The organism is Aquimarina mycalae, from assembly GCF_029906345.1.
Classification (GTDB): domain Bacteria; phylum Bacteroidota; class Bacteroidia; order Flavobacteriales; family Flavobacteriaceae; genus Aquimarina.
In genome coordinates this window covers 68,379-93,936 of record NZ_JARYGY010000006.1, presented here as the reverse complement: position 1 = coordinate 93,936, position 25,558 = coordinate 68,379, and the positions used below count along the sequence as shown (strand labels likewise).

Below are 25,558 nucleotides of genomic sequence, written 5' to 3'. Positions count from 1 at the left end.
AAAACTACAAAAAAAACAAGTTTACATAGTAACATATAAATCACTTCTTGAACAAGAGTATATATCAAAAAATTATTTGTTATTAAAACTATACTCATGATTCAAAAGAAGATCTTACTACTAATTGTATTGGTAGGTTTTTTATCATTCTCTCAGGACGACACAGGCACCTCGGGAGAAGAAAAAGACGTAAACCTGTTTTCATTTCCTGTATCTCCTGAAGCAGGAAGATTAGGAACATACGGAAACGTACCTGTAAACTTAAGCACTGGACAGGTTAATTTTCAGGTACCATTGCATACTATAGATGCGAGAGGTTATTCATGGCCTATATCACTTTCTTATAATTTTAAAGGACTTATCTATGAAGATAAACCTTCCTTAACTGGTTTAGGTTGGTTACTTAATGCTGGTGGAGTTGTAACTAGAGAAGTGCGAGGTATTCCTGATGAGCATCCTAATGGTTATTATGGCATTAATAACGTTAATGGCACATATCTAAATCCATATTTTTCAAATGGAAGTATTTCTAAAGAAACTACACAACAGCTTATTTCTGGTGATATCGATGGAGAAGCAGATAAGTACTATGTAAGTGTTAATGGAATTAGTTTTTCGTTTAAGGTAGGATTAGATAAACAACCAGTTTTTATATCAGAACATAATTACCAATTACAATTTGAGTGGAAAAACGAATATGAATTAGACGGATTTATTGTTACTGACGACAACGGAATCAAATACTTTTTCTCAGAAAAAGAATACAATTCTCCTACTAATATTGGAAGTAATTTTAATGTATTTAATGATTCTTTTACTGGATATGTTTCTAGTTGGAACTTAAAACGTGTAGTTTTTCCAAACAATGAAGAAATCAATTTCCAATATCAGGAAAGAAATTATTACAGTAGTGATTTTTTTGCATCAGGAAGCAAAAGCAGTGATGAATTTAATTGCGGTACACAGTTTATATCAGACACTAAGTATAATGAAGGTTATTCAAAAACGCTTATAAGACGAAAAATATTAACCAGTATTACTTCTTCTACGGCTAGGCTATCCTTTGAATTACCTTTTACTCAAGGAATAGAAACTGAAGGCTATCGTATTACATATTCTGCTATCTACATCAATGACACTTATACAAATCAAATGCTTTGGAATTATGGTTTTTCTTACCAAGGAGCAAGAGATTTATTAATGAGTATCGATAGAAATGGAGAAAACTACTACTCTTTTGATTACTCTAATAAGACTGGTGTTCCTGGTTTTGTTGATAGTGAAAATGACAATCCATTTAAACAAGATTTATGGGGTTTCTATAACGGTGTTAATAATCAACACGGAGTTACTATCCCACAAAGTACATATGAAACGGATAAGCGTCCTAATTTTTCATACGCAAGTGTTGGAGCTCTTACTAAGATTACCTACCCTACAGGAGGTTATACTCAAATAGCTTATGAAGGGAATACTGTAAAAGACACCTATCAAAACATTCTTGAAGAAAGTCAAAATTTTGCATCTAATTGGCAAATACATCTTCAGTTCGAATCAGATCAACAAACAAACACTAGTTACAAAGAAGAAAAATATCAATATACTTTTAATGACACTGTCGTTGCTGACATCAAATACCTGATAAAAGCACTACCAGCTTCTAGATCTGGAGTCTCTATGCTAAAACTTAACGGTTGTGCAGGTAACACTAATTCTGCTTCCGACCTAGGAGAATATGCCAGTCATTTAAGAGCCATTACAGATGATCCAATACCTTCATTTTGTCCAAGAGTATATAAGGTTATTGATGATGGGGATATTGATGGAGCATATCACGATCCAGTTACCAAAAGAGGAAATACTAGAGGTAAAATCAAAATAGAGCCTGGCACCTATGAATTTAAGATTTGGACAAACTCTAATTACGAAGAAGTAACAGGAGAAATTAAAGTACGGTTTTATTTACCTCCAAATTCAAATACTACAGATACTGAAGTACCACTATATGACAACAAACAAGTTGGTGGAATTAGAATTTCGAAACTTATCAATTATACAAGCGAAGGAACAGTCGCGGATACAAAAAACTATGAATACACGGATGAAGATGGGTTTTCATCAGGAGAAGAATTACAAAAAGCTATACAAACATATAGTCATGATATTGAGTATTGCTGTTGTGTTCCTTCAACAACTACGAATGGTACTGTGTCCTGTGGGTTAAGCCTTTTTAGTCGAAAAAATTATTCTTCAAAAACATATAATAGCTTAAACCTAAATCAAGGTGTTCCAGTAATTTATACGAAAGTAAGAGAGTTTTCAAAAAAAGCAGTCAAGACATCTCTTATTGGAATGCCAGATTGCAATACACCTGGTTGTTTAGTTCCTATAGGCACCACAGGAGGAGTATTAACTTACATTGGCTCTGGAGACCCTTATGGATCAAATAATTCTTCTGTAGATACATATTATTATCCTAATGGGTATACAGAATCTAGTTTTGGATATGATCCCATAGATCAAATTCATTATCCTGTTGTCCCAAAAGGAGTAGATAAAGATAAGGGAAGGCTTCTAAATCAATCAATTTACAGATATGTCGAAAACGGTTTTACAACAGAGAAACTCTCAGAACAAACTAATAATTATTTAGGTATTGGATTACTTGCACAGCAAGATAGTTTTGATCAGAATCCAAACCATCCTACAAGTGTAAAAGTAGCATATAGAATAAAAAAGGAAGGAGATTGTTATCAATACCCTGCCGAGTACAACCTGTTTAACTACTTTAAATTTGTTAAGTATCGCGAAAAAGACTGGAGTTATCTTCCTAATCAAACGATCTCTAAACAATATTTCCCTCAAGAAGTAGTAAACATTCAAAACTTCACATATGATGAAAAATATCAACGAAAAAAATCAATTACTACTGATAGTGAAAATCACACCATAGAAGTCGAAAGCTTCTACCCTTATGATGTTGCTTCAGGAGGTGCAGCAGAGTTAACCGAACGAAATATTCTAACACCAGTTATTTCTACTATCATTAAAAAAGATGGTGAAACTATTAACCAATCCAAATTGGATTATACAGAAGTTCAAACCCCAAACAGGTATTATGAAAAAATATTTAAACCTATAAAGAAGCTAATCGCAATTGGTGATGAACCTCTGCGAGGCATTGTTAAATATGATCAATATGATACCTATGGAAATCTGTTACAGTATTTCAAAATTATTAAAGACGGTACATCATCTACTTCTCCTAATACAAATCCTATCCCAGATGAAGGAGGAGTTATTACCTCAGCAATCTGGGGCTATGATTACAAATACCCTGTTGCACAAATCTTAAATGCATCATATGATGAAGCTATATCCCATCTTTCTGTATCCATAGATGAGTTACAAAATTTAGATGGGGAGCAATTAAGAATTGAATTAGATAATATCCGTCAGGCACTTCCAGACGCACAAGTAACTACGCATACTTACAAACCTCTTGTAGGAGTAACAAGTATTACCGATCCCAGAGGATATACCATCTTTTATGAATATGATGAATTATACAGACTTCAATTCGCTAGAGATCATGATGGCAACATACTTACAGAAAACCAATACAACTACAGAGATTAACCTGAAATACATCAAAAAATGAAAACAAAACATATTATATACATATTATTATTTATCATTTCAGGTTCGGTACAGAGTCAGATTATACTTCCCGGAGGCGATGATAAACCAACATATTATCGAGATGCAGATGGAGATGGTTTTGGAACCAATAGTAATGCCATTAATGATATCAGTTCTTTCCCGCAATCTGGGTTCGTGCTTAACAACTCAGATTGTAATGACAGTAACAGTAACGTTTATCCAGGAGCCATCGAAATTTGTGACGGAATCGATAATGACTGTGACGGTTCTGTAGATGAAGACAAACCTGGTATACCAGCCACAGCATCGGTAGCTAACAATTGCGGAAGCAGTATATTAACACGTAGTAATCCTCCGAGTGGTGTTACCTGGTATTGGCAAAGTTCATCTACAGGAACTAGTACATCTAGCAGCAGTACTTCAATCACCAGAACCAGCGGAAGCACTTATTATTTAAGAGCTAGAAATAATAGCACAGGATGCTGGAGTAATGCAAGATCTATTTCTTATAGCATACCGACACTTCCACCTGTTCCAACTAGTAGTAATATCACGGTAGTAAACAACTGTGGTATAAGCAAATTAACAAGAGGAGCTGTTATAAGCGCATTAACTTGGTATTGGCAAAGTAGTCCTAATGGAACTAGTACATCAGATTCGTCTGCATCCATAACTAGAACTTCTGGTAACAAGTATTACATTAGAGCTAGAAATAATAGTACAGGTTGTTGGAGTGCTGCACGAACAGTAAATTACAGCATCAAAGCTAAACCTGCTACTCCTTCAGCACCTACAGTAACTAATAACTGCGGAAATAGTGTATTGACACGTAGTAATCCTCCGAGTGGTACTACTTGGTATTGGCAAAGTTCAGTTGCTGGAACTAGTACTTCTAATAGTAGTGCCTCGATCACTAGAACCAGTGGTTCTACATATTACTTAAGAGCTAGAAACAATAGTTCAGGATGCTGGAGTACTTCACGAACTGTAAATTACAGCATCAAAGCTGTAGCTGCAACACCTTTAGCACCTACGGTAACCAACAACTGTGGAAACAGTGTATTGACGCGTAGTAACCCTCCAAGCGGTAGTACTTGGTATTGGCAAAGCACTGCTTCAGGAACCAGTACCTCTAATAGCAGTACCTCAATCACTAGAACCAGTGGTTCTGTATATTATCTAAGAGCAAGAAATAATAGCTCTGCTTGTTGGAGTGCTGCAAGAACCGTAAACTACAGTATCAAAGCTGTAGCTACTACTCCTTCTGCACCTGCAGTAACCAACAATTGTGGAAACAGTGTATTGACACGTAGTAATCCTCCAAGCGGTATCACTTGGTATTGGCAAAGTATTGCTTCAGGAACCAGTACTTCTAATAGCAGTACCTCGATCACCAGAACCAGTGGTTCTACATATTACTTAAGAGCTAGAAACAATAGTTCAGGTTGTTGGAGTGCTACACGAACTGTAAACTACAGTATCAAAGCTGTAGCTACTACTCCTTCTGCACCTGCGGTAACCAATAACTGTGGAAACAGTGTATTGACACGTAGTAACCCTCCAAGCGGTAGTACTTGGTATTGGCAAAGTACTGCTTCAGGTACCAGTACTTCTAATAGCAGTACCTCAATCACTAGAACCAGTGGTTCTGTATATTACCTAAGAGCAAGAGATAATAGCTCTGCTTGTTGGAGTGCTGCAAGAACCGTAAACTACAGTATTCAATCACCTATTACTTGGTACAAAGATGTTGATCGTGATGGATTTGCAATCAGTACTGTTACCCAATGTGGTAGTCCAGGAAGTCAATATACGCAATCGATATTACCATTAACAGATTGTAACGATAATGATGCTGCTGTTCATCCAGGTAAAAAATGGTATGCAGATACAGATGGAGATGGTTTTGGAGATCCTAGTTCAACTCTAACGCAATGTATACAACCTGTAGGTTATGTAAGTACCTCAGGAGATCAATGTGTGAATCAAGCTGGAACAAACAATGGATGCCTTGCACAACTTTACGAAATGCCTTCATTAACTCAAACAGAGAATTACATATTTAACAGGACCTATCAGAGAGCGTTAATATCACCTGATTCTATACAAAATCAGCAAGATGTTATCGAATCTATAACCTATTTTGATGGTTTAGGAAGACCAAAGCAAGAGCATGCCATCAAGGCGTCAAGCGTTTATAATCATCAAATAAGTAACAATGAACTTACCATCGATTGGACTCAAAGCTCTGGTAGTACAGGTTTTTTTAATCAAAATGGTAGTACATATGAAAACCAAAGAATTATTGGGGCGGATCCAGAAGGTAAACTCTCCTTACTATGGCAATGTGGTAACGACACAGGTAGTAATGCAGATGGAGGGTGGAACACTGATTACTTTGCTATTGATAAAAACGTTGGATATCGATATACTGTGTGGGTAAAAAGAACTGGATCACAAGATGGAAGAACTTACCACGGAACACAAAGAGTAAACAACCTTAATGGCACAGCCAATGGCAATCCATACTTTTGGTCTGGAGACTTACCACAATTAGATACTTGGTATCTACTTGTTGGGGTTATTCATCCGCATCAATATACAGAAGGTAACTCTGGTATCAGTGGAGTATACGATATTAATGGTAATAAAGTAATCAATGGTAACGAATTTAAATGGGGTGATGATACAATTACCTCAAGATTTAGAAGCTACCTATACTATAGTACCGATGTTAATACCAATCAATTCTTCTGGAATCCTATAGTACAAAAAATAGACGGAAATGAAACCCCAATACATAATTTGATCGAGGATCTTCAAAGTGAACACAAAGATATCGTTACTCATATTGAATATGATGAGTACGGAAGAAAGGCCAAACAACATTTACCTTTTGTCTCAACTGCCCCAACAGGTAGTTATAAAACAGTGAATATCCATACCGATATTAATGCATATTATCTAAATAAGCATACAGCTGATTTTACAGGTATTACAAAACTGGAAGATGTAAACCCTTTTTCGCAAACCGTTTTTGAAACTTCTCCTTTAAATAGAGCCTTGGAACAAGCTGCTCCTGGAAAGAGTTGGAAATTTGATTCTAAAAATATTGAATATGTAAATCCACAGTATGTACCTATGCCTAGAAGTTATTATGGATACACTAGTAAACAATGGGATGCAGTATTTTTCTTTGATCCAGAACAAGGACAACCAGAAGTTGAAAACAATGAAGAGATCAAATTTGATAGGATATTAACACATATTGATCACGACAACATATTGACATTCGAAGCAAAAGGATCACCATTTCCTTTAGCAATGCAAACAAACAATGAAGCACATCCTTTACAATTGGGAACCATTGATTATATCAGAATCATACCAGCAATTAAATACCTGGATTTAGGAAATTTAGTAGATGGCAATGGGAACCCTACCTCCTATCGTTTAGAGTTAGTAAACAATAACTTTATACTATCGTCTGATACAGAAGTGCTGCAGGAAATTGTAAGTCTAAATACTTCTATTACGATTGACCTTAATCAACCTATTTTAGAAGATTATGATGACAAAATCTCACTGAACCATACAATCAAATTTGATTATAAAACTAATGGTATCAACGAAGTAATTAACTATGATGTACAAGGAACAGGAATGAATGTTGCCTTGTTGGATAATGGATTTCATACAGCTAATGAACTTTATCTAACCGTTACCAAAGATGAAAACTGGCAACCAGCAGATGGAGATAATCATACAACAAAAGAATACAAAGATAAATCAGGTCGTGTCATACTGAAACGTACCTATGCTTCCACTAGTTCAGCAAGCTCAGAAGCTCATGATACTTATTATGTGTATGATGACTTTGGAAATTTAACCTATGTAATCCCTCCAAAAGTGATTACCAGCAATGGAGTCTCATCCACCGAACTTAACGAGTTATGCTATCAGTACAAATATGATAGTCGTAACCGATTGGTAGAAAAGAAAATCCCTGGCAAAGGATGGGAGTATATTATATACAATAAACTAGATCAACCCATTTTGACGCAAGATGCGAATCAAAGAGCTAAAAATGAATGGTTGTTTACCAAATATGATGCTTTGGGAAGGGTAGCTTATACAGGAATCAAAAAAGTTAATTTATCAAGAATTATTTTTCAGCAAGTAGTAAATGATCCAACAAGAGTAATACATTACGAGCAAAGAACTGCAACTCCACAAACAATAGCAGGTACAACTATTTATTATACGATAGAAGCTACACCAATTGTTGTAGATGAAATATTAACCATTAACTACTACGATGATTATGCACTTGGTAATCTGGTCAACCCAAATCCAACAACGACAACGATATCTTGGGAAGGGATGACAGCAATAGCAAATGTAAAAGGGTTATCAACCGTATCACAAGTAAAAGTGTTGACTACTAATAAATGGATTACTACGATCACTTATTATGATGAAAAAGGAAGACCTTGGGAAACTATTGTAAAAAATGATTATTTAGGAACCACAGATTGGAATCTCGCAAAATTAGATTTTGCGGGTAAAGTAGAAAAAAGTATAAGTATTCATCAAAAAGATGATAATCCAATGATCTTTACTACAGATACATTTACTTACGATCATATAGGTAGATTACGTACCCAAAAACAACAGATTAATAATCAGGAGGAAGAATTAATTGCTGATAATGTTTATGATGAACTTGGGCAGTTAGCAATTAAAAAGGTAGGTAACACAGAACAAGCACCATTACAAGCGGTAGATTACACCTACAACATACGTGGATGGTTACAGGGAATCAATGATCTACATACTATGGAGAATGATCTCTTTGCCTTCGGTATTCACTATGACACTGCTACAGAAAATCTTGGAGCCACAGCATTATACAATGGTAACATTAGCGAAACCATCTGGAAAACAGCTAATGACAATACCAAGCGTGCCTATGGATATCAATATGATGCCTTAAACAGAATTAATACGGGTATGAGTAGTGATGGTAAGTATAATCTTTCTGGTATTACCTATGATAAAATGGGGAATATTATGTCCCTTGCCAGAAAAGGACATATTAACGAAGCCGCAACCTCCTTTGGCGATATGGATCTTTTATCATATACGTATGATAATGGTAATAAATTATTAACCGTAACCGATGGAGGAAACGACACCTATGGTTTTAGAGATGGTACCAATACCAATACTGATTTTGAATATGATGTTAATGGAAATATGACTATCGACCGTAATAAAAATATTACTGAAATTCTCTACAATCACCTAAACTTACCATATATTGTAACTGTCAATGATGAAAACCAGATATTTTATACATATGACGCTACAGGTGTAAAATTGAGAAAAGAAGTAGTAGATGATACTGCAGAAATAGTAACGATTACGGAGTATGCTGGTAATTATATCTATAAAAATGGTACGTTACAGTTTATGAATCATCCTGAAGGATATATAGAACCTAAAAGTGATGGAAATTTTGATTATGTCTACCAATTTAAAGATCATTTAGGGAATATCAGACTCTCTTACTCAGACACTAATAATGATGGTAATGTAGATGCTACTGAAATTAGAGAAGAAAAGAATTATTATCCTTTTGGGTTACAACATAAAGGGTATAATAATACTGTTACAGGAAGCAAACATAACTATGGATTTGGTGGGAAAGAAGAACAAAGTGAACTTGGTCTAGAATGGATTGATATTACAGCTCGAAACTATGACCCTGCAATTGGACGTTGGATGAATCTTGATCCACTTGCAGAAGATATGACAAGACACTCACCGTATAATTACGCTTTTGATAATCCTATAAGTTTTATTGACCCTGATGGAATGGCTCCTTTTTGGATAAACAATGGAGATGGAACTTATACAGCACAAGCAAATGATAGTGCTTGGACTTTAGCAGAAGATGCAGGAATCACATTTGATCAGGCAAAAGAATTATTAGCTGGTCAGAAAAAACAGAACCAAAATTGGAATATGGATACCTATATTGATCCAAAAGATAATGTTGAAAAATCTAGAGTTGATGTAGGTGATATAGTTGCAGTACCACAACAAGTTGCTGAACATGAAGCTGAATTAGAAGAAACTGAAAATCAACGAAGAATTGATTCAGAAAATAAAGAAGCTAGCCTGCAAAAAGTAGCTGAATTAGAAAATAAAATTGATTCTATATCTCAGGAAGTAACCAAATTCCATAGTAGATTTGAAAGTCACCAAGCAATAATAGAAATTACAGGTTATGACCCTTTTGAAATGGCTTCAGATGAAATAAAAGTTGCACATGGTCTACATGCAGCAAGAAATGAATCCGACAGTGTAAGAAGTGTTAAAAGAAGAAATAAACTGAAAAAAAAGCGAGATTCAATTGAAAAAACTATCAAAAAAAATCCTAAAGTAATAACAATTGAGAATACCAATTGGCAATAACTGCGCTAAACTAAGGGCTACTAGAGTTTACCCAGATGGCTTGGAAATGTTTTCCGTGCTGAATAAGAGTAAGCAATAAAAGTAAGAAATAAATATTAAGAACCAGTTACAGAAATGTAGCTGGTTTTTTTAACCATACAAATCAAAAACTTTCTCTCACTACCACTTGAGTGTCTCTAGTGGCGGTATAAGTTAGAAAGCGAATAAAATAAATATTCCTATAGAATCAGATTTCTCTTAAATCAATATCTGCTACACTTATCATTTATTTACAAACGCTCATACTTTTGCATCTGTAATATTTCAATAAGGTATGTAAGTTTACACGCTTATGTAAACTGATTATGGCAAATAATACTAGAATTTCGGAAGGAATCATAGCTGGAGATAAAGTGATACTGAAAGAGTTTTATAAAAGAAATTTTAAACATATTCAGAATTATATCATTAATAATTCTGGTACCAAAGAAGATACTGAAGATATTTTTCAGGATGCCTTATTGATTGTATATGCAAAATTTAAATCGGGATCCTTAGAAATGAGCTGCTCGATTCATGCTTATTTTTATGGCGTATGTAAAAACTTATGGAGAAGTAAGTTGCGAAAAAAACATCTACTCATTTTTGACAATAACATTTCTAATATATTTCCAGAAACAGTAGATACGATCATAAATACAATTGAAACAGAAGAACGAGAAAACCTATATCATAAACATTTTACAAAACTAAGTATTAACAACAAAAGGTTACTTGATTTAGTATTTGAAGGAAACAACACTGCAGAAATTGCTTCTAAAATGAACTACTCTATAGGATACGCAAGAAAAAAGAAATCTCTGTGCAAAAAATATTTATTAAAAAAAATAGAAAAGGACCCAAAGTATCAAGAATTAAGGTTTAGCCTTTAAACCCATATCAATAAAGTAATACGCAAAACATATACAATAATTTGGCAATCAATCACTACAATCCAAAATCACAGAACTACGATTCTATTACATAAGGAAGTAAGACATTAACTTCTGTTCCTTTTCCTCCTGCAAGTTCTTTGGTGATATATTTTGCTTTCTTATTCAATGATTGAGAGTAAATTTTTAATCTTTCCTGAATTATTTTCCCAGAGAAAGATTCATATTTGTTTTCATTGGTATTTACAAATTTTGAAGCTTTAGAAATTCCAATTCCATTATCAATAATCTTACAAACTATTAATTTGCTTTTATCATTAATAGTCATATTTACTTCTACTAAACCATCGGTAATACCTCTTAATCCATGTTCGATTGAATTTTCAATAAATGGTTGGATAAACATTGGTGGGATATAAGTCTCTTCTTGATCTATAGTATGCTCAATATTTATTTTATAATTGAATTTTTGAGAAAAATTAGACTGTAATTCCAGATAATCTTCAATTGATTTTAATTCATCTTCTAAGGATACAAATTCTTCTCTAGAGTTTTTAAGAATCAACCTGATGAGACTACTTAATTTAGCAATATACGGTGTTGTGTTTTTTGAATTCTTACTTGCCAGACTATTTACTGTATTTAAAGCGTTAAATACAAAATGTGGATTCAATTGTGATCGCAACAAACGCTGTTCTAAATTTGCTGTTTCGTATTTATTTTTAAGCTTCCTCTGTCGAAGGAACAATAAGCCGATTATCAATATCGAAAGTAACAACACTCCCAAGGCAATAGTAATGACATTTCGTTGTTTAATAATTACTTGTTGTTCTTCTGTTACCGTTTCTAATTGCTCAATAGACTCATCTTTCTCCTTTACTTCATAGGCTACATTAAGATCTCGTAATTTTTCATCCAGTTCTTCTTTATGAAAAATTTCTAAAAAATCACTTTTCTCTTTAGAAACAGCAAGAGCTTCTTCAAATTTGCCACTTTTCTCGTAGGCTTTGATAAGATAATCCATGTTTCTCACTTTCAAATCTCTATCAAGTTTGTTTAGCTTACCAACTGCATTTAAACTATCCAAAGCCTTATTAAGTAGTAATATACTAGCATCATATTTTCCTTCATCTAAAAGTATATAGCTATAATTTACATGTGATGTAAATCTAGAATAACTCGAAACTTTCTCTGAATGTACATCTACTATGCTTTTGGATTTTTTATAATGATAAAAAGCTGAGTCTTTATTTTTTATAGTATAGAACAAATTTCCAAGATAATTATGAGAAGTAACTTTTATACCGATAATAGTATCTAATAAAGCCTTTTTATAAAAATACTTCGCAGAATCTATTTTCTTAAAGTCAAAGTACATACTACCAATACTATTGTATAAAGGGCCATAATTATATGGGTTTTTTAAATAGTTAGTATCTCTTGATGTTTTTAGCAAATATTTTAAAGCCAAGTTATTATCTCCCATTTCTAAGTGATTGCTAGAGATATCTTTAAGAATATAACCTTTAAGGTATTTTGAAAATTTAGGATACTTTTTAATCACTCTTAAAGCATTCATCAAGTAGTCTAACGACTTGTTATAATTTTTATAGTGTACTCTAAGTGCTCTACCCCCATTATAATATGCTCTGGCAAGCTGTTCTTCATCTTCTTTACGTTTTATAGTCGATGTTTCATAAGATTCTATTGCCTTATTCGAATAGTAATAACAAGAATCCAATGTATTCTCACCCAGATGTAACACACTTAATTTACTATAGTAATAAGGCCAACCCATTAGGTTATTATCACTTTTTAGCATATCCAGATACTCATTAATTCTTTCTCTCTTTGTAGGATTAATTATAAACTTATCTACCTCCTCTTGTGTATATTTTTTTTGGGCATTAATGGTAGTTGTAAACAGTATAATTATTAAAATGGATATGAACGATCTTTTCATAAAAGTAATTTTAAAGAATTCAATAAGTGGTTACAAGTATAATTAATTAATTTAGCTATCCTTAACAAAAAACATTAAAAATACCCACGTCATAATGAATAAAGGCATCTCTGTTGTTATTATTGAAGATGAAAAAGAGTCTTTAGAATTTCTTTCTAAAACACTCGTAGAGAACTTCAAAGAAATAGAAATAGTCGGTAATTCGGATAATATACAAGATTCAATCAAGCTTTTGAAACAACAAAATCCTGAATTGGTATTTATGGATATTGAGCTCATTGATGGAAATTCTTTTCAGATTTTAGATGAGATCAAAAATTATGAGTTTGAAATCATTTTTACTACTGCGCATAATAACTATATTGAAAAAGCAATGGAATATTATGCTTTTAACTTCTTATCAAAACCTATTGACGTTAGTAAATTAAAAAATATTGTGCAACGATATATCAATTTAAAAGATCGAGTTTTCACAAAACAAAAGTATGATTTACTCAAAGGGTTTCTTACTGAGTCTCGTTTACTAATCCATACTGGAAATGAGCATATTGCAGTAGACATTGATAACATCATCAAATGCGAAGCTGATGGAAACTACACCTATTTCGTAACAACAAATAAATCAAAATATTTAGCATCAAAATCCTTAAAGCATTACGAAAGCTTATTAATAAGTAAAGGGTTCTTTAGAGCGAATCGATCCACTTTAATCAATATTAAACATATAGCTTCTATTTATAAAAAAGAAGCTATCATACTTACCAATAAAGAAAAAATAATAGTCTCGGTTAGAAATAAATCTAAACTATCTGATCTTATAAATCTTTTCTCTTAAATAGATTAGTTCTGCGTTTATCCGGTAATCTACCACACTTATCAATTTATTATAGAATTCACTAAGAAGGCATATTAATTTTGCCAAGGTTAATTAATTATACCATACTATTTGGTATAGGAATTTAACAAAACAAAAAAGATTCTAAAACCAATTTATTTTCTGTATAAGGCAGCCTACAGCCTTTTAACAGTTTACAAAATAGCAATGTACATATCAATTAAAATCTTAAAAACGCATTATTAATTACGATGTATCAAAAGACATTTGTTTTTATGATAAAACCAATTGTAAAACGTCTGCTATATAACAGAAAACAACACAGAAAAGAATTCTAAAGATTACAAAATATTAAATCTTGTTTTTAAATCTACAAAGAATAACCAGCAAGCATCATCCAATTATTGAGTTAAGGAAAAAATGTTGATATCCCTATTATACAATGGTTATCCTATTGAAAAAAGGAAATGGGTTATAAATTATTAATTACTTTTTTATGAGAAAAATTATTGGATTAGTATTGGTTGCATTATTGTGGCCATCATTATTTTACAGTCAGGATTATCCAGATGCACCAATTCCTGATTTTTATCCAGCTTCTCCAGAAGCTGCAGCTTTAGGATCTTATGGTTCTATAGAAAGAGCATTACAAAGCGGTAACATGAGCTTTTCAGCAGCTATTCATAGCTTTAAAATGGGGAATTACTCCTGGCCAATAACTATGAATTATAGTTATGGAGGACTCTTATTAGAAGGGAAACAATCCATTTTGGGATTAGGATGGAGTCTTTCTGGTGTTGGAGCTGTTAGACGAGAAGTTAGAGGTCTACCTGATGAACATCCCGAAGGCTATTATGGACCACGTAATCGAGGTGTTCGTATCAAAGATTATATGGAAAATGGAAACAATTTCTCATTAGCAGAACTTAAAAAATATCTAACAGGAGAATGGGATAAAGAAGTAGATATCTATCACGTGCAAGCGGGACCTATATCTTTTTCATTTAAACAAGGTGAAAATGGAAATCCTGTATACTTATCTCAACATAATCATAAAGTACACTATACCAATCAACAAATTACCGTTACAGATGATAATGGAATCGTATACATTTTTGCTGATACAGAAAATAACTTGCCTTCTGATGCTACTCCTAATACAGCTTTTGAATATACCATCACCTGGAATCTTTCGGAAATCAGATACCCTAACGGTAAAACTATCACATATACCTATGAGGATGATCAATACCTAAGTTATGATTTTTATGCCTCTGGAGGAAATCAATATTTCCCTACAGGATTGGAAGATGATTCTGCAGATGGTAATACTGGACCTACCTATGGCATTGGCACGTATCAAGATGGTGTAAACCAATCTATTATTAATAGAAAGATTTTAAAATATATTACTTCTTCAGATAATACGACGATTACTTTTTCTATTGGAGAAATTGATGGAAAAAGAAAAATATATACAGGTATTTCTGTGGCAAAAGCAGGAGATTTTAACGCATATGAGCTTTCATACTTAGGAGCAAGAGATGTACTAACAGAAATTACTAAAAATGGTCAGTTAGTATATGGTTTTGAGTATTATGATCAATATAATATCCCGGATTTTATTGACTCTATGGATGACCGTGCAAGAGCTCAGGACGACTGGCGTTTTTATAATGCCAGCATTAATTCGGCAGCAATAAACGTACCTTCTTCTGGGAATACGGTTGATAAATCTCCTAATCTTTCTGCTACACGAATCGGAGCAATGAAAAAAATAAACTACCCAACAGGTGGATATTCCTTAATAGATTATGAACAAAATCAAATAAAAAAGGAATATAATAGTGGTTCTTCTGGTGCACAAGGTAATATCGCAACCAGTGTTTCTTTTAATAAACAAATACTATTAAAGTTACAATCAGATAACAGTGCTTCAGCTCCTGAAATCAAAACATCACAGTTTACTAAAACTTTTGACCAACTTACTGTTGCCACCATCTCATCATCCTTTAGAGGGACAAGACAAAGAAGTCATTTAACAATGAGTATTTCGCGCGCAGATAATTGTCCTCCTAAGATTGATCCAATAACAGGAGAAGAGGAAGCCGATATTGATCCTATATCAGATGATTATTATATTAATGCACCTTATTTTAGAAATATATTAAACGAGGCTCCAGAAATGTGTCCAACACTGGGTATAGAGTTTGGTCCGGATGATGGTGATCCTGGATATTACAGTGAATCTCATAATTCAGGAGGTAGGATTATCATCAGGCCTGGCACATATACTTTTAAGATAATCAATGACTACAACCGATCTTCTGATGCCTATGGTGAAATTAAAGTACAATTTCATGAACCTGTTTTCAACTCAGATACGTCTAATCACATTAATGTTGATATTGGTGGCATTCGAGTAGAAAAAATACAACATTATACAACCAATGATTCGATAGCAAAAACACAATACTTTGATTACAATACAGATGATAAGTTATCTTCAGGATTACTTTTAAACAAATTTCAGAAAGAAGTATCCTTTAATATTGTAAACTATAGTGCTTCCACACCTGAAAACCCAAGTGGGCGAACAGAATACGATGTTATAGCCTATCGTTTAAATCGATTTAATTCTTTGACAGTTAATCAAAGTGCTCCAGTATACTATACACATATAAAAGAGTTTGATAGTTTTGATTTAATACCTATCGAAGACACAACAAATGACGACTGGGATGGACCTCCTCTAATACCTTTCACCAATGAAGATGGTACATTGGTATATTCAGATATAGGAGATTCTAGTACGTTACAGAATTATATTAAAACTTTCCCGAATGGATATAAGCTAACAGAGTTCGAAGCTCCTGCTCAGAACTATGATTTTGAACATCCTAATTATCCACAGGCACAAGATCTAGATAAAGGTAGAGTAAAGATGGTGTCTGTATTCAAAACCAAAGACAGTATCACATCTTTGATTCAAAAAAACGTAAACGAATATCAATTATTTAGAGGATTGTTGGATCAAAATTATCAAGACTTTAATAATAATCATCCTTGGAGTTTAAAAATCGCTCAAAAGCTTAATATCATTGCCGACTGTAGAATAGAAGGAGCTTGCGACGAGTTTCCTATACCATCGCAAGAGCACTATCAGATCGACAGGTATATTGTAAAGCCTTACAGAGAACTGAATACAAAGTACAAACCACTATCATCGGTAAATACTAGCTATTATGACAAAGATGGAATTCAACAAACTCTTATAAGCACAACTACCAATACTTATAACAGCCATTTTTCTTTAAAAGAAAGTACAACTCAAGGTACTAACGGAAACGAAATAAAAACAGTATATAAGTACCCATACAACAATATAAGTGATTTTGAGAATCTAAGTAATGAAGCATCGAATGGTATTCTAGCATTACAATCTACGAATCAGATTGCATCCCCCATTGAAACAGAGACGTACAAAAAAGAAGGAACTACAGAAACGCTTCTTTTTAAGAAAAGAACTGATTATACATCCTGGGGAAACAATATACTAGGAAACACATTATGGCTTCCTAAAAAAGTAAGGATAGCCAAAGGAACTAATAATCTTGAAGAACGTCTTGCATTTCATCAATATGATGCACAAGGTAATCCTATTGACATAGCGCAAATAGATGGAACCCATATCTACTATATCTGGGGATATGAAGGACAATTTCCTATTGCCAAAATCACAAATTTCAACACAACTCAAGCGGCTAGCATTCAAGGATTAATTACTACAGCAATTACAGCATCCAATGATGATGTTAGTTTTCCGAATGGAGCATCATCAACAAGTGAGCAAGCATTAAGAGATGCGTTAGAAGCCATTCGTTCACATGCTGCATTACAGGCATCACAGATGAGTTATTACACCTATGACCCACTTATTGGAATCACCAGTATGACAGATGCTAGAGGATACACTATGTATTACGAATACGACAATCTAAATCGATTAGAATTCGTAAGGGATGAAGAAGGAAATCTGGTATCAGAAAACAAGTACAATTACAAAAACTAAACAACCGATGAAAAGATATTTAATATATATATACTTGTTCTTACCTATTTTAGGATGGAGTCAATTTACTCCTATTTCGGGAGATGATTGTAGTGATGTAGCACCTAATGCAACCAAATGGTATATTGATAATGATGGAGATGGTTATCACGGATTGCAATACCGATGTGAAGTAAACAGACCCAATGGATATATTGCTCAGGGAACATTTGATTGTAACGATAATGATAGTAGCGTTGGAGGTTTTCGAACCTGGTATCGTGATGCAGATGGTGACGGATATGGAACCAGCAGTACTACCGCAAAAAACTGTTATCAACCTTCAGGATATGTTGCTAATGCAAATGATTGTAATGACAGTAACCCTTCTATAAATATAACTAAAACTTGGTATCGTGATGCAGATGGAGATGGATATGGAGTAAGTAGTAATACCAAAAGTTCATGTAGTCAACCTTCAGGATATATTAGCAGAGCTGGTGACTGTAACGATAATAACGTTACCGTAAATCCTGGAGCTGTCGAACCATGCAATAAAGACAATATAGATAATAACTGTAATGGACAGGTAGATGAAAGAAGTGCTTCTACTCCTACCTTTTCGATTACAAAAAATTGTGGGAATACGATAATAGAAAAAGGAATTCATAATCTTTCTATAGAAACTTGGTTCTGGCAAAGCAGTGCCACAGGGACTAGTACTTCTAATTCTAGTCAAGCTATTACAAAGACCAGTAATGGAACAATTTATCTTAGAGGTCGAAATAACAGCAGTAATTGCTGGGGAACTGCTAAGCAGATTACCTATAATGTAAATACCTTACCTTCAGTACCAACAGCAACTGTTAGCAACCAATGTGGCAAGAGTATACTTACAAGAAATAATCCACCTAGTGGAATCACTTGGTATTGGCAAAGTAGTTCAGGAGGCACAAGTACGGCTAATAGTAGTACTTCTATCACCAGAACTAGTGGAAGTACCTATTACTTAAGAGCTAGAAATAACTCCACAGGATGTTGGAGTGCCGTTAGAACGGTAAATTATAGTATCAAATCTGTACCTACTGCACCTTCTGCGCCTACAGTATCTAATTATTGTGGAAACAGCGTACTTACCAGAAGTAATCCACCTAGTGGCATTACTTGGTATTGGCAAAGTAGCTCAACAGGCACCAGTACAACTAACAGTAGTACTTCTATCACCAGAACTAGTGGAAGTACGTATTACTTAAGAGCTAGAAACAACTCCACAGGATGCTGGAGCTCAGTAAGAACGGTTAATTATAGTATTAAATCTGTGCCTGCTACACCATCAGCACCTACAGTATCCAATAATTGCGGAAACAGTGTACTTACTCGAAGTAATCCACCTAGTGAAATTACTTGGTATTGGCAAAGTAGTTCGGTAGGCACCAGCACAACAAACAGTAGTACTTCTATCACCAGAACTAGTGGAAGTACCTATTACCTAAGAGCAAGAAATAACTTCACAGGATGTTGGAGTACAGCCAGAACAGTGAGTTATAATATTAAATCTGTACCTGCTACTCCATCAGCACCTACAGTATCCAATAATTGTGGAAACAGTGTACTCACCAAAAGTAATTCACCTAGCGGCATTACTTGGTATTGGCAAAGTAGCTCAACAGGCACCAGTACTGCTAATAGTAATACTTCTATTACCAGAACTAGTGGAAGTACTTATTACTTAAGAGCAAGAAATAACTCCTCTTTATGTTGGAGTACTGCCAGAACAGTGAGTTATAGTATCAAATCAATACCAGCTACTCCTGCTGCACCTACAGTAGTCAATAATTGTGGTAATAGTGTACTTACTAGAAGTAACCCAATTAGTGGTATTACTTGGTATTGGCAAAGTAGTTCAGGAGGGACAAGTACCGCTAATAGTAGTACTTCTATCACCAGAACTAGTGGAAGTACATATTACCTAAGAGCTAGAAATAACACCACTGGATGTTGGAGTACTGCCAGAACAGTGAACTATAGTATTAAATCCGTACCTCCTACACCTAATGCACCTACAGTAGTCAATAATTGTGGTAACAGTGTACTTACTAGAAGCAACCCTCCTAGTGGAATCACTTGGTATTGGCAAAGTGGTTCAACAGGCACTAGCACATCTAATAGTAATGCTTCAATCACCAGAACCAGTGGCAGTACATATTATGTAAGAGCAAGAAATAACTCCACAGGATGTTGGAGTACTGCCAGAACAGTTAGCTATAGTATCAAATCCGTACCCGCTACTCCTACTGCTCCGATAGTTTCTAACAACTGTGGTAACAGTGTACTCACCAAAAGTAATCCGCCAAGCGGAGTTACTTGGTATTGGCAAAATACTTCGGGAGGAACGAGCACAGCTAGTAGCAATGCCTCTATCACTAGAACTAGTGGGAGTACATACTATTTAAGGGCCAGAAATAACACTTCAGGATGTTGGAGTTCAACAAGAGTTATAAATTATAGTATACAACCAACTCCTACTTGGTATAAGGATATGGACAATGATGGTTTTGCAACCACCACGGTCACCCAATGTAATAATCCAGGTACAGGCTATACACAAACCGTTTTATCCTTAACCGATTGTAATGATAACGATGCATCAGTACATCCAGATAAAAAATGGTATGCAGATACAGATGGAGATGGATTTGGAGATCCTAACTCAATTATTACACAATGTATACAACCATCTGGATATGTTGCTAACGCTGGTGATAATTGTCCATCTATAACAGGAACAGCAAATGGATGTAGTGAAGGATTATATAATGATATTACATTAAGTAATGAGAATTATGTATTTACTAGAGTATATCAGAAAGGCATGATATCTCCTAATTCTATACAATATAACAAAGATGTGATCGAAAGTATCAGTTATTTTGACGGATTAGGAAGACCAAAACAACAGGTGTCTATCAAAGCGAGTCCAACCTTACCCGATAATAACTACACTAATGAACTGTCTATCGACTGGTCTCCAGGAAATGGAAGCACAGGTTTTTTTAATCAAAATGGTAGTGCTTCGGAAAACAACAGAGAAACTGGGGTAGATCCCAACGGAAAACTCTCTTTACTCTGGAAATGTGGTAATGATATCAACAGAGATGCTGATGGCGGTTGGAATACTGATTATATAAACGTAGATAAAAATGTTGGGTATCGCTATACAGTTTGGGTAAAACGAACTGGTTCACAGAATGGAACTACCTATCATGGAACTCAAAATGTAAATAACCTGAATAATACTGAAAATAGCAACCCATATTTCTTTTATGGAGACCTACCTCAATTAGATACCTGGTATCTAATGGTAGGAGTAATTCATCCATATCAATACAGTGGAGAAAACTCTAATATCAGTGGAATCTATGATATTAATGGAAACAAAGTATTAAATGGTAACGAATTTAAATGGAGAAATAACACGACTACTTCCAGATTTAGAAATTACCTGTATTACAGTACAGATCCAGGTACCAATCAATTCTTTTGGAATCCAGTATTACAAAAAATAGATGGGGATGAAACTTCTATTTCTGATATGGTTAACAATTTGGAGGACAGTCCTAAAGATATCATTACGCATATAACATACGATCAATACGGAAGGCAAGCTAAAAATCATCTTCCTTTTGTGTCAAACGGATTACCTGGCAGTTATAATGCTGTGGATATTCATACAGATATTAACAGCTATTATCAAAATAAATACGCTGATGATTTTTCTGGGATCACAAATGTTGCCGAAATAAATGCTCATTCTGAAAGTATTTTTGAAGCCTCACCCATAAACCGCGTGTTAGAACAAGGAGCACCTGGAAAAGATTGGAAAGCGGATCACAATAACGATAGCGATCACACTATTAAATTTAACTGGAGTACCAATACGTTAAACGATAATATTCCATATTTTAAGGTAGCGTTTATTAATGAAAATACAGAAGCACCACAATTAATACAGCAAGAGTATTATAATGCTGATGAACTTCATATTACTTTCACCAAAGACGAAAACTGGCAACCTGGTCAAACGCATGCGAATGACCACACAACCCAGGAATATAAAAACAAGCTTGGTCAAGTAATTCTGAAACGTACTTTTAACAATAATGAGGAACACAATACGTATTATGTATACGACGACTTTGGGAATCTCACTTATGTGTTACCTCCCAAAGTAGATACTAGTGATGGTATCTCTGAAGGTGAGCTTACTGAGTTATGTTATCAATACAAATACGATAGCAGAAACCGATTGGTAGAAAAGAAAATTCCTGGTAAAGGTTGGGAGTATATTGTTTACAATAAACTAGATCAACCAGTGATGACGCAAGATGCAAATCAAAGAGCTAAATCCACAAAAGAATGGTTGTTTACGAAGTATGATGCTTTTGGAAGAGTTGCATATACAGGAATGCGACAACATAACGGTAGCAGGATTGAATTACAACAAGCAGTTAATTCTGATAATTTCACTCAGTTTATAGAAAGGAGTGCCACTCCAATTACAATTGCAGGAACTCAAATATATTATACCAATACATCTGTTCCCGTAGGAATCACAAAAATTTACACTATTAATTATTATGATGATTATAATTTTGATCTTTTTGGGATGGATAAGCCAACTAGTGTGTATGGTGTAATTACCAGCAATGATGTTAAAGGGTTACCTACAGGATCTAAAGTTCGAGTACTAGATACTAATAACTGGATAACAACGGTTACTGCATATAACGATAAAGCGCAGGCTATTTGGACTGGAAGCAGAAATCATTACCTTAGTACAATAGATAGAACACAGACTAAACTGGACTTTGCAGGTAAACCATTAGAGGTTCTTACTAGCCACGTTAAAAATGGAAGTACATCTTTAATCACCAAAGACACCTTTACGTATGATCATATGGGAAGATTATTGACCCAAAAACAACAAATTAACAACCAAGAAGAAGAATTGATAGCTCACAATGTATATGATGAACTTGGTCAGTTAGAACGTAAAAAAGTTGGAAATACAGCACAAGCACCATTACAAACCATAGATTATAAGTATAACGTACGTGGATGGTTGACTGATATTAATGATGTAGGTAACATCGGCAATGATCTCTTTGCCTTTGGTATAAACTATAATACCACCAGTGAAAATCTCGGAGCTACTGTTTTGTATAACGGTAACATTAGTGAAACACTTTGGAAAACTGCTAATGACAACACCAAAAGAGCTTATGGATATCAGTATGATGCGTTAAACAGGATCACTAAAGGATTGGACAATACTACAAATAATGATTATGGTTTGATGAATGTGGTATATGATAAAAACGGAAATATAACAACTCTGGCACGTAGAGGGCAAGCAAACCTACAAGCTACCTCTTTTGGATATATGGATGTATTGACGTATGAATACGATACTGGCAATAAACTTGCTAAAGTATCCGATAATGGAGGATCATATGGTTTTAAAGACGGTACCAACACCAATAATGATTTTGAGTATGATATCAATGGAAATATGATCATTGATAGAAACAAAGGGATTTCTAGTATCACGTATAATCATCTTAATTTACCAAATACAGTTGCCATTGCTAATAATACGGGAACAGGAAATATTAGTTATATTTATGACGCCACTGGAGTGAAACTAAAAAAGATTGCGACAGAAGGAAGTTCTGTGACAACAACGGAGTATGCTGGTAATTATATCTATAAGAATGGTACGTTAGAATTTATGAACCATCCAGAAGGATATATAGAACCTAATACATCTGGTGGATTTGATTATATATATCAATATAAGGATCATTTAGGGAATATCAGACTCTCTTACTTAGACACTAATAATGATGGTAGTGTAAATGCTACTGAAATTAGAGAAGAAAAGAACTATTATCCTTTTGGACTACAACATAAAGGGTATAATGACACAGTGTTATCAGAGCATCCGTATGGGTATAATGGTAAGGAAGAACAAGCTGAATTAGGCCTTAATTGGATAGATTATGGAGCAAGGAATTATGATGCTTCATTAGGTAGATGGATGAATCTTGACCCACTTGCCGAAGTATATCATACCGATACGCCATATGTTTATGTATTAAATAACCCTTTGAGTTTTATAGATCCTGACGGAAGAGAAGTAGTTGGTGTAACTAAAAATGATGCGAGTAAGTTTCATTTTTCTTTAAATAGGATTTTTAAAGGAGATCAGTTTAATAGTTTAAGGAGTTTATTTACAAGAGGAAAAAGGAATAATAAAAAGACTTTTGATAAAATAGATGAAGGAGCATTAAAAGAAGCTTTATCAGAATTAGAAGGCGATGACTTAGCTTTAGCACAAGTCGTTGCAGGAGCCATTAATTCAGATGATGAACATAAAGTTGAATTTATTGAATTAGATGGTGATATTTCAAGAGAAGGTAGTAGTGCTGTTGTAAAACACCTTAGTACTACAGGTATAAACTTGAAACTTAATGAAAATCAAAAATTAGAACATTCTACTATATTAGAACTAGGAAAGGGTGGATTTAATGTTCCTACTAACAAAGGCTCTCATTCATTTATTTCTGAGAATGCATATCATCCTAATGGAAAAGATGTTACAGGAATTCATGAACTCATTGGTCATGGAATTTCTAGTGCAAAAGGTCTTTCTTCAAAAATAAATAATGCAAATGCAATTAGAACAGAGAATTTAGTTCTGAGAGTTTTAGGAAAGCCAGAAGATCAAAGAGATGGTTCTGGTAAAGATGGTAAAGCTTTTCATGGAGGTGGGAAAGTTGAAAATTCAAGAGCCTTACCTTTATTAAAGAATTAAAATATGAGTCAATTTAAATTAAGTATTGTAATATTAACATTTTTTCTTTTTACCACCTGTAATGGACAAAATTCAGATGACTTTTTAGCGAAAAGTCAAATTAGAAGTTCTTTAGTTACTAATGAAGTTTTAAGTGAGAAAGAAAACAATAAGAACCCGTACATATTGTTTTCTATTTCAGATTCATCTTATATAATTGTTGAAAATACAGAGTCTAATTATTTAGAAAAAATAGTTGAATTAACTGATAATAAAATAGTAAATATATTGTCAGTTGAAAAAATCGAAAAACCAAATCATATTTTGCAAAAAGGATTTAATAAAGAAAATTATTATAAAGAGTTTATAAGTTTTGAATCTGATTTTTACAAAGATGGTTATGAAATAGCTAAAGGAAGCAAAACTTATTTTGTTATGGTAGATACATTAGGCGATAAATATGGCGAGTCGATTTTATCAATAATCGTAAGACCAAATCCTATTGACGAAGAACTTTATAGTTATTTAGCATCAAAACTTTTAAATTTTAACAAATAATCCAGCGCGATGGCTCATTCCCCAGCTCCGCAAAATCTCCTGACTTAGCGTGATGACCAAAGGTAGATTTATAAAAGTAAAGACCAGTTACATTGATTTGTAGCTGGTTCTTTTATAAAATAGTTTGCACCTGTTTTTTGAAACCCCTTTTTAAAAGTTGATTAAAAAAATAAAAACTCATAGTAACATTTCTTCTAAGTATGGAACGTACTAGTAGACATAGGTTCTGAATGTCTAT

8 protein-coding genes are annotated in these 25,558 nt (G+C 33.9%); 7 read left to right on the top strand and 1 reads right to left on the bottom strand.

Annotated features, from left to right (window positions below):
- Positions 1 to 96: 96 nt before the first annotated feature.
- From QBK95_RS14925 to QBK95_RS14915, 3 genes are all read left to right on the top strand, one after another.
- Complete coding sequence (locus tag QBK95_RS14925) at positions 97 to 3,639, top strand: hypothetical protein (protein WP_280935192.1); 3,543 nt, start codon at positions 97 to 99, stop codon at positions 3,637 to 3,639.
- 18 nt (positions 3,640 to 3,657) lie between these two features.
- On the top strand, positions 3,658 to 10,146 hold the full coding sequence (locus QBK95_RS14920; protein ID WP_280935189.1) for a DUF6443 domain-containing protein: 6,489 nt from the start codon (positions 3,658 to 3,660) through the stop codon (positions 10,144 to 10,146).
- A 344-nt stretch (positions 10,147 to 10,490) separates the two neighbouring features.
- A complete protein-coding gene (locus QBK95_RS14915; protein WP_280935187.1) occupies positions 10,491 to 11,057 on the top strand; it encodes an RNA polymerase sigma factor in 567 nt (188 codons plus the stop codon).
- 76 nt (positions 11,058 to 11,133) lie between these two features.
- Here QBK95_RS14915 and QBK95_RS14910 read toward each other — a convergent pair whose 3' ends face one another.
- Positions 11,134 to 13,020: a tetratricopeptide repeat-containing sensor histidine kinase gene (locus tag QBK95_RS14910; protein WP_280935185.1), complete on the bottom strand. Its 1,887-nt coding sequence runs from the start codon at positions 13,018 to 13,020 to the stop codon at positions 11,134 to 11,136.
- Positions 13,021 to 13,114: 94 nt separating this feature from the next.
- Here QBK95_RS14910 and QBK95_RS14905 point away from each other — a divergent pair, with 94 nt between their 5' ends.
- The 4 genes from QBK95_RS14905 (at position 13,115) to QBK95_RS14890 (ending at position 25,320) form a co-directional block, all read left to right on the top strand.
- A complete protein-coding gene (locus tag QBK95_RS14905) occupies positions 13,115 to 13,855 on the top strand; it encodes a LytR/AlgR family response regulator transcription factor (RefSeq protein ID WP_280935183.1) in 741 nt (246 codons plus the stop codon).
- A gap of 496 nt (positions 13,856 to 14,351) precedes the next feature.
- A complete protein-coding gene (locus QBK95_RS14900) occupies positions 14,352 to 17,927 on the top strand; it encodes a hypothetical protein (protein WP_280935181.1) in 3,576 nt (1,191 codons plus the stop codon).
- Positions 17,928 to 17,934: 7 nt separating this feature from the next.
- Positions 17,935 to 24,783, top strand: coding sequence for a DUF6443 domain-containing protein (locus QBK95_RS14895; RefSeq protein ID WP_280935178.1), 6,849 nt, complete (start codon positions 17,935 to 17,937; stop codon positions 24,781 to 24,783).
- 3 nt (positions 24,784 to 24,786) lie between these two features.
- A complete protein-coding gene (locus QBK95_RS14890) occupies positions 24,787 to 25,320 on the top strand; it encodes a hypothetical protein (protein ID WP_280935176.1) in 534 nt (177 codons plus the stop codon).
- Positions 25,321 to 25,558 lie beyond the last annotated feature (238 nt).

Bases quoted from the DNA above. Each gene is read 5' to 3' on its own strand.
- QBK95_RS14920 (WP_280935189.1), top strand. From the start codon at position 3,658: ATGAAAACAAAACATATTATATACATATTATTATTTATCATTTCAGGT.
- QBK95_RS14910 (WP_280935185.1), bottom strand. From the start codon at position 13,020: ATGAAAAGATCGTTCATATCCATTTTAATAATTATACTGTTTACAACT.
- QBK95_RS14915 (WP_280935187.1), top strand. From the start codon at position 10,491: ATGGCAAATAATACTAGAATTTCGGAAGGAATCATAGCTGGAGATAAA.
- QBK95_RS14890 (WP_280935176.1), top strand. From the start codon at position 24,787: ATGAGTCAATTTAAATTAAGTATTGTAATATTAACATTTTTTCTTTTT.
- QBK95_RS14905 (WP_280935183.1), top strand. From the start codon at position 13,115: ATGAATAAAGGCATCTCTGTTGTTATTATTGAAGATGAAAAAGAGTCT.
- QBK95_RS14900 (WP_280935181.1), top strand. From the start codon at position 14,352: ATGAGAAAAATTATTGGATTAGTATTGGTTGCATTATTGTGGCCATCA.
- QBK95_RS14925 (WP_280935192.1), top strand. From the start codon at position 97: ATGATTCAAAAGAAGATCTTACTACTAATTGTATTGGTAGGTTTTTTA.
- QBK95_RS14895 (WP_280935178.1), top strand. From the start codon at position 17,935: ATGAAAAGATATTTAATATATATATACTTGTTCTTACCTATTTTAGGA.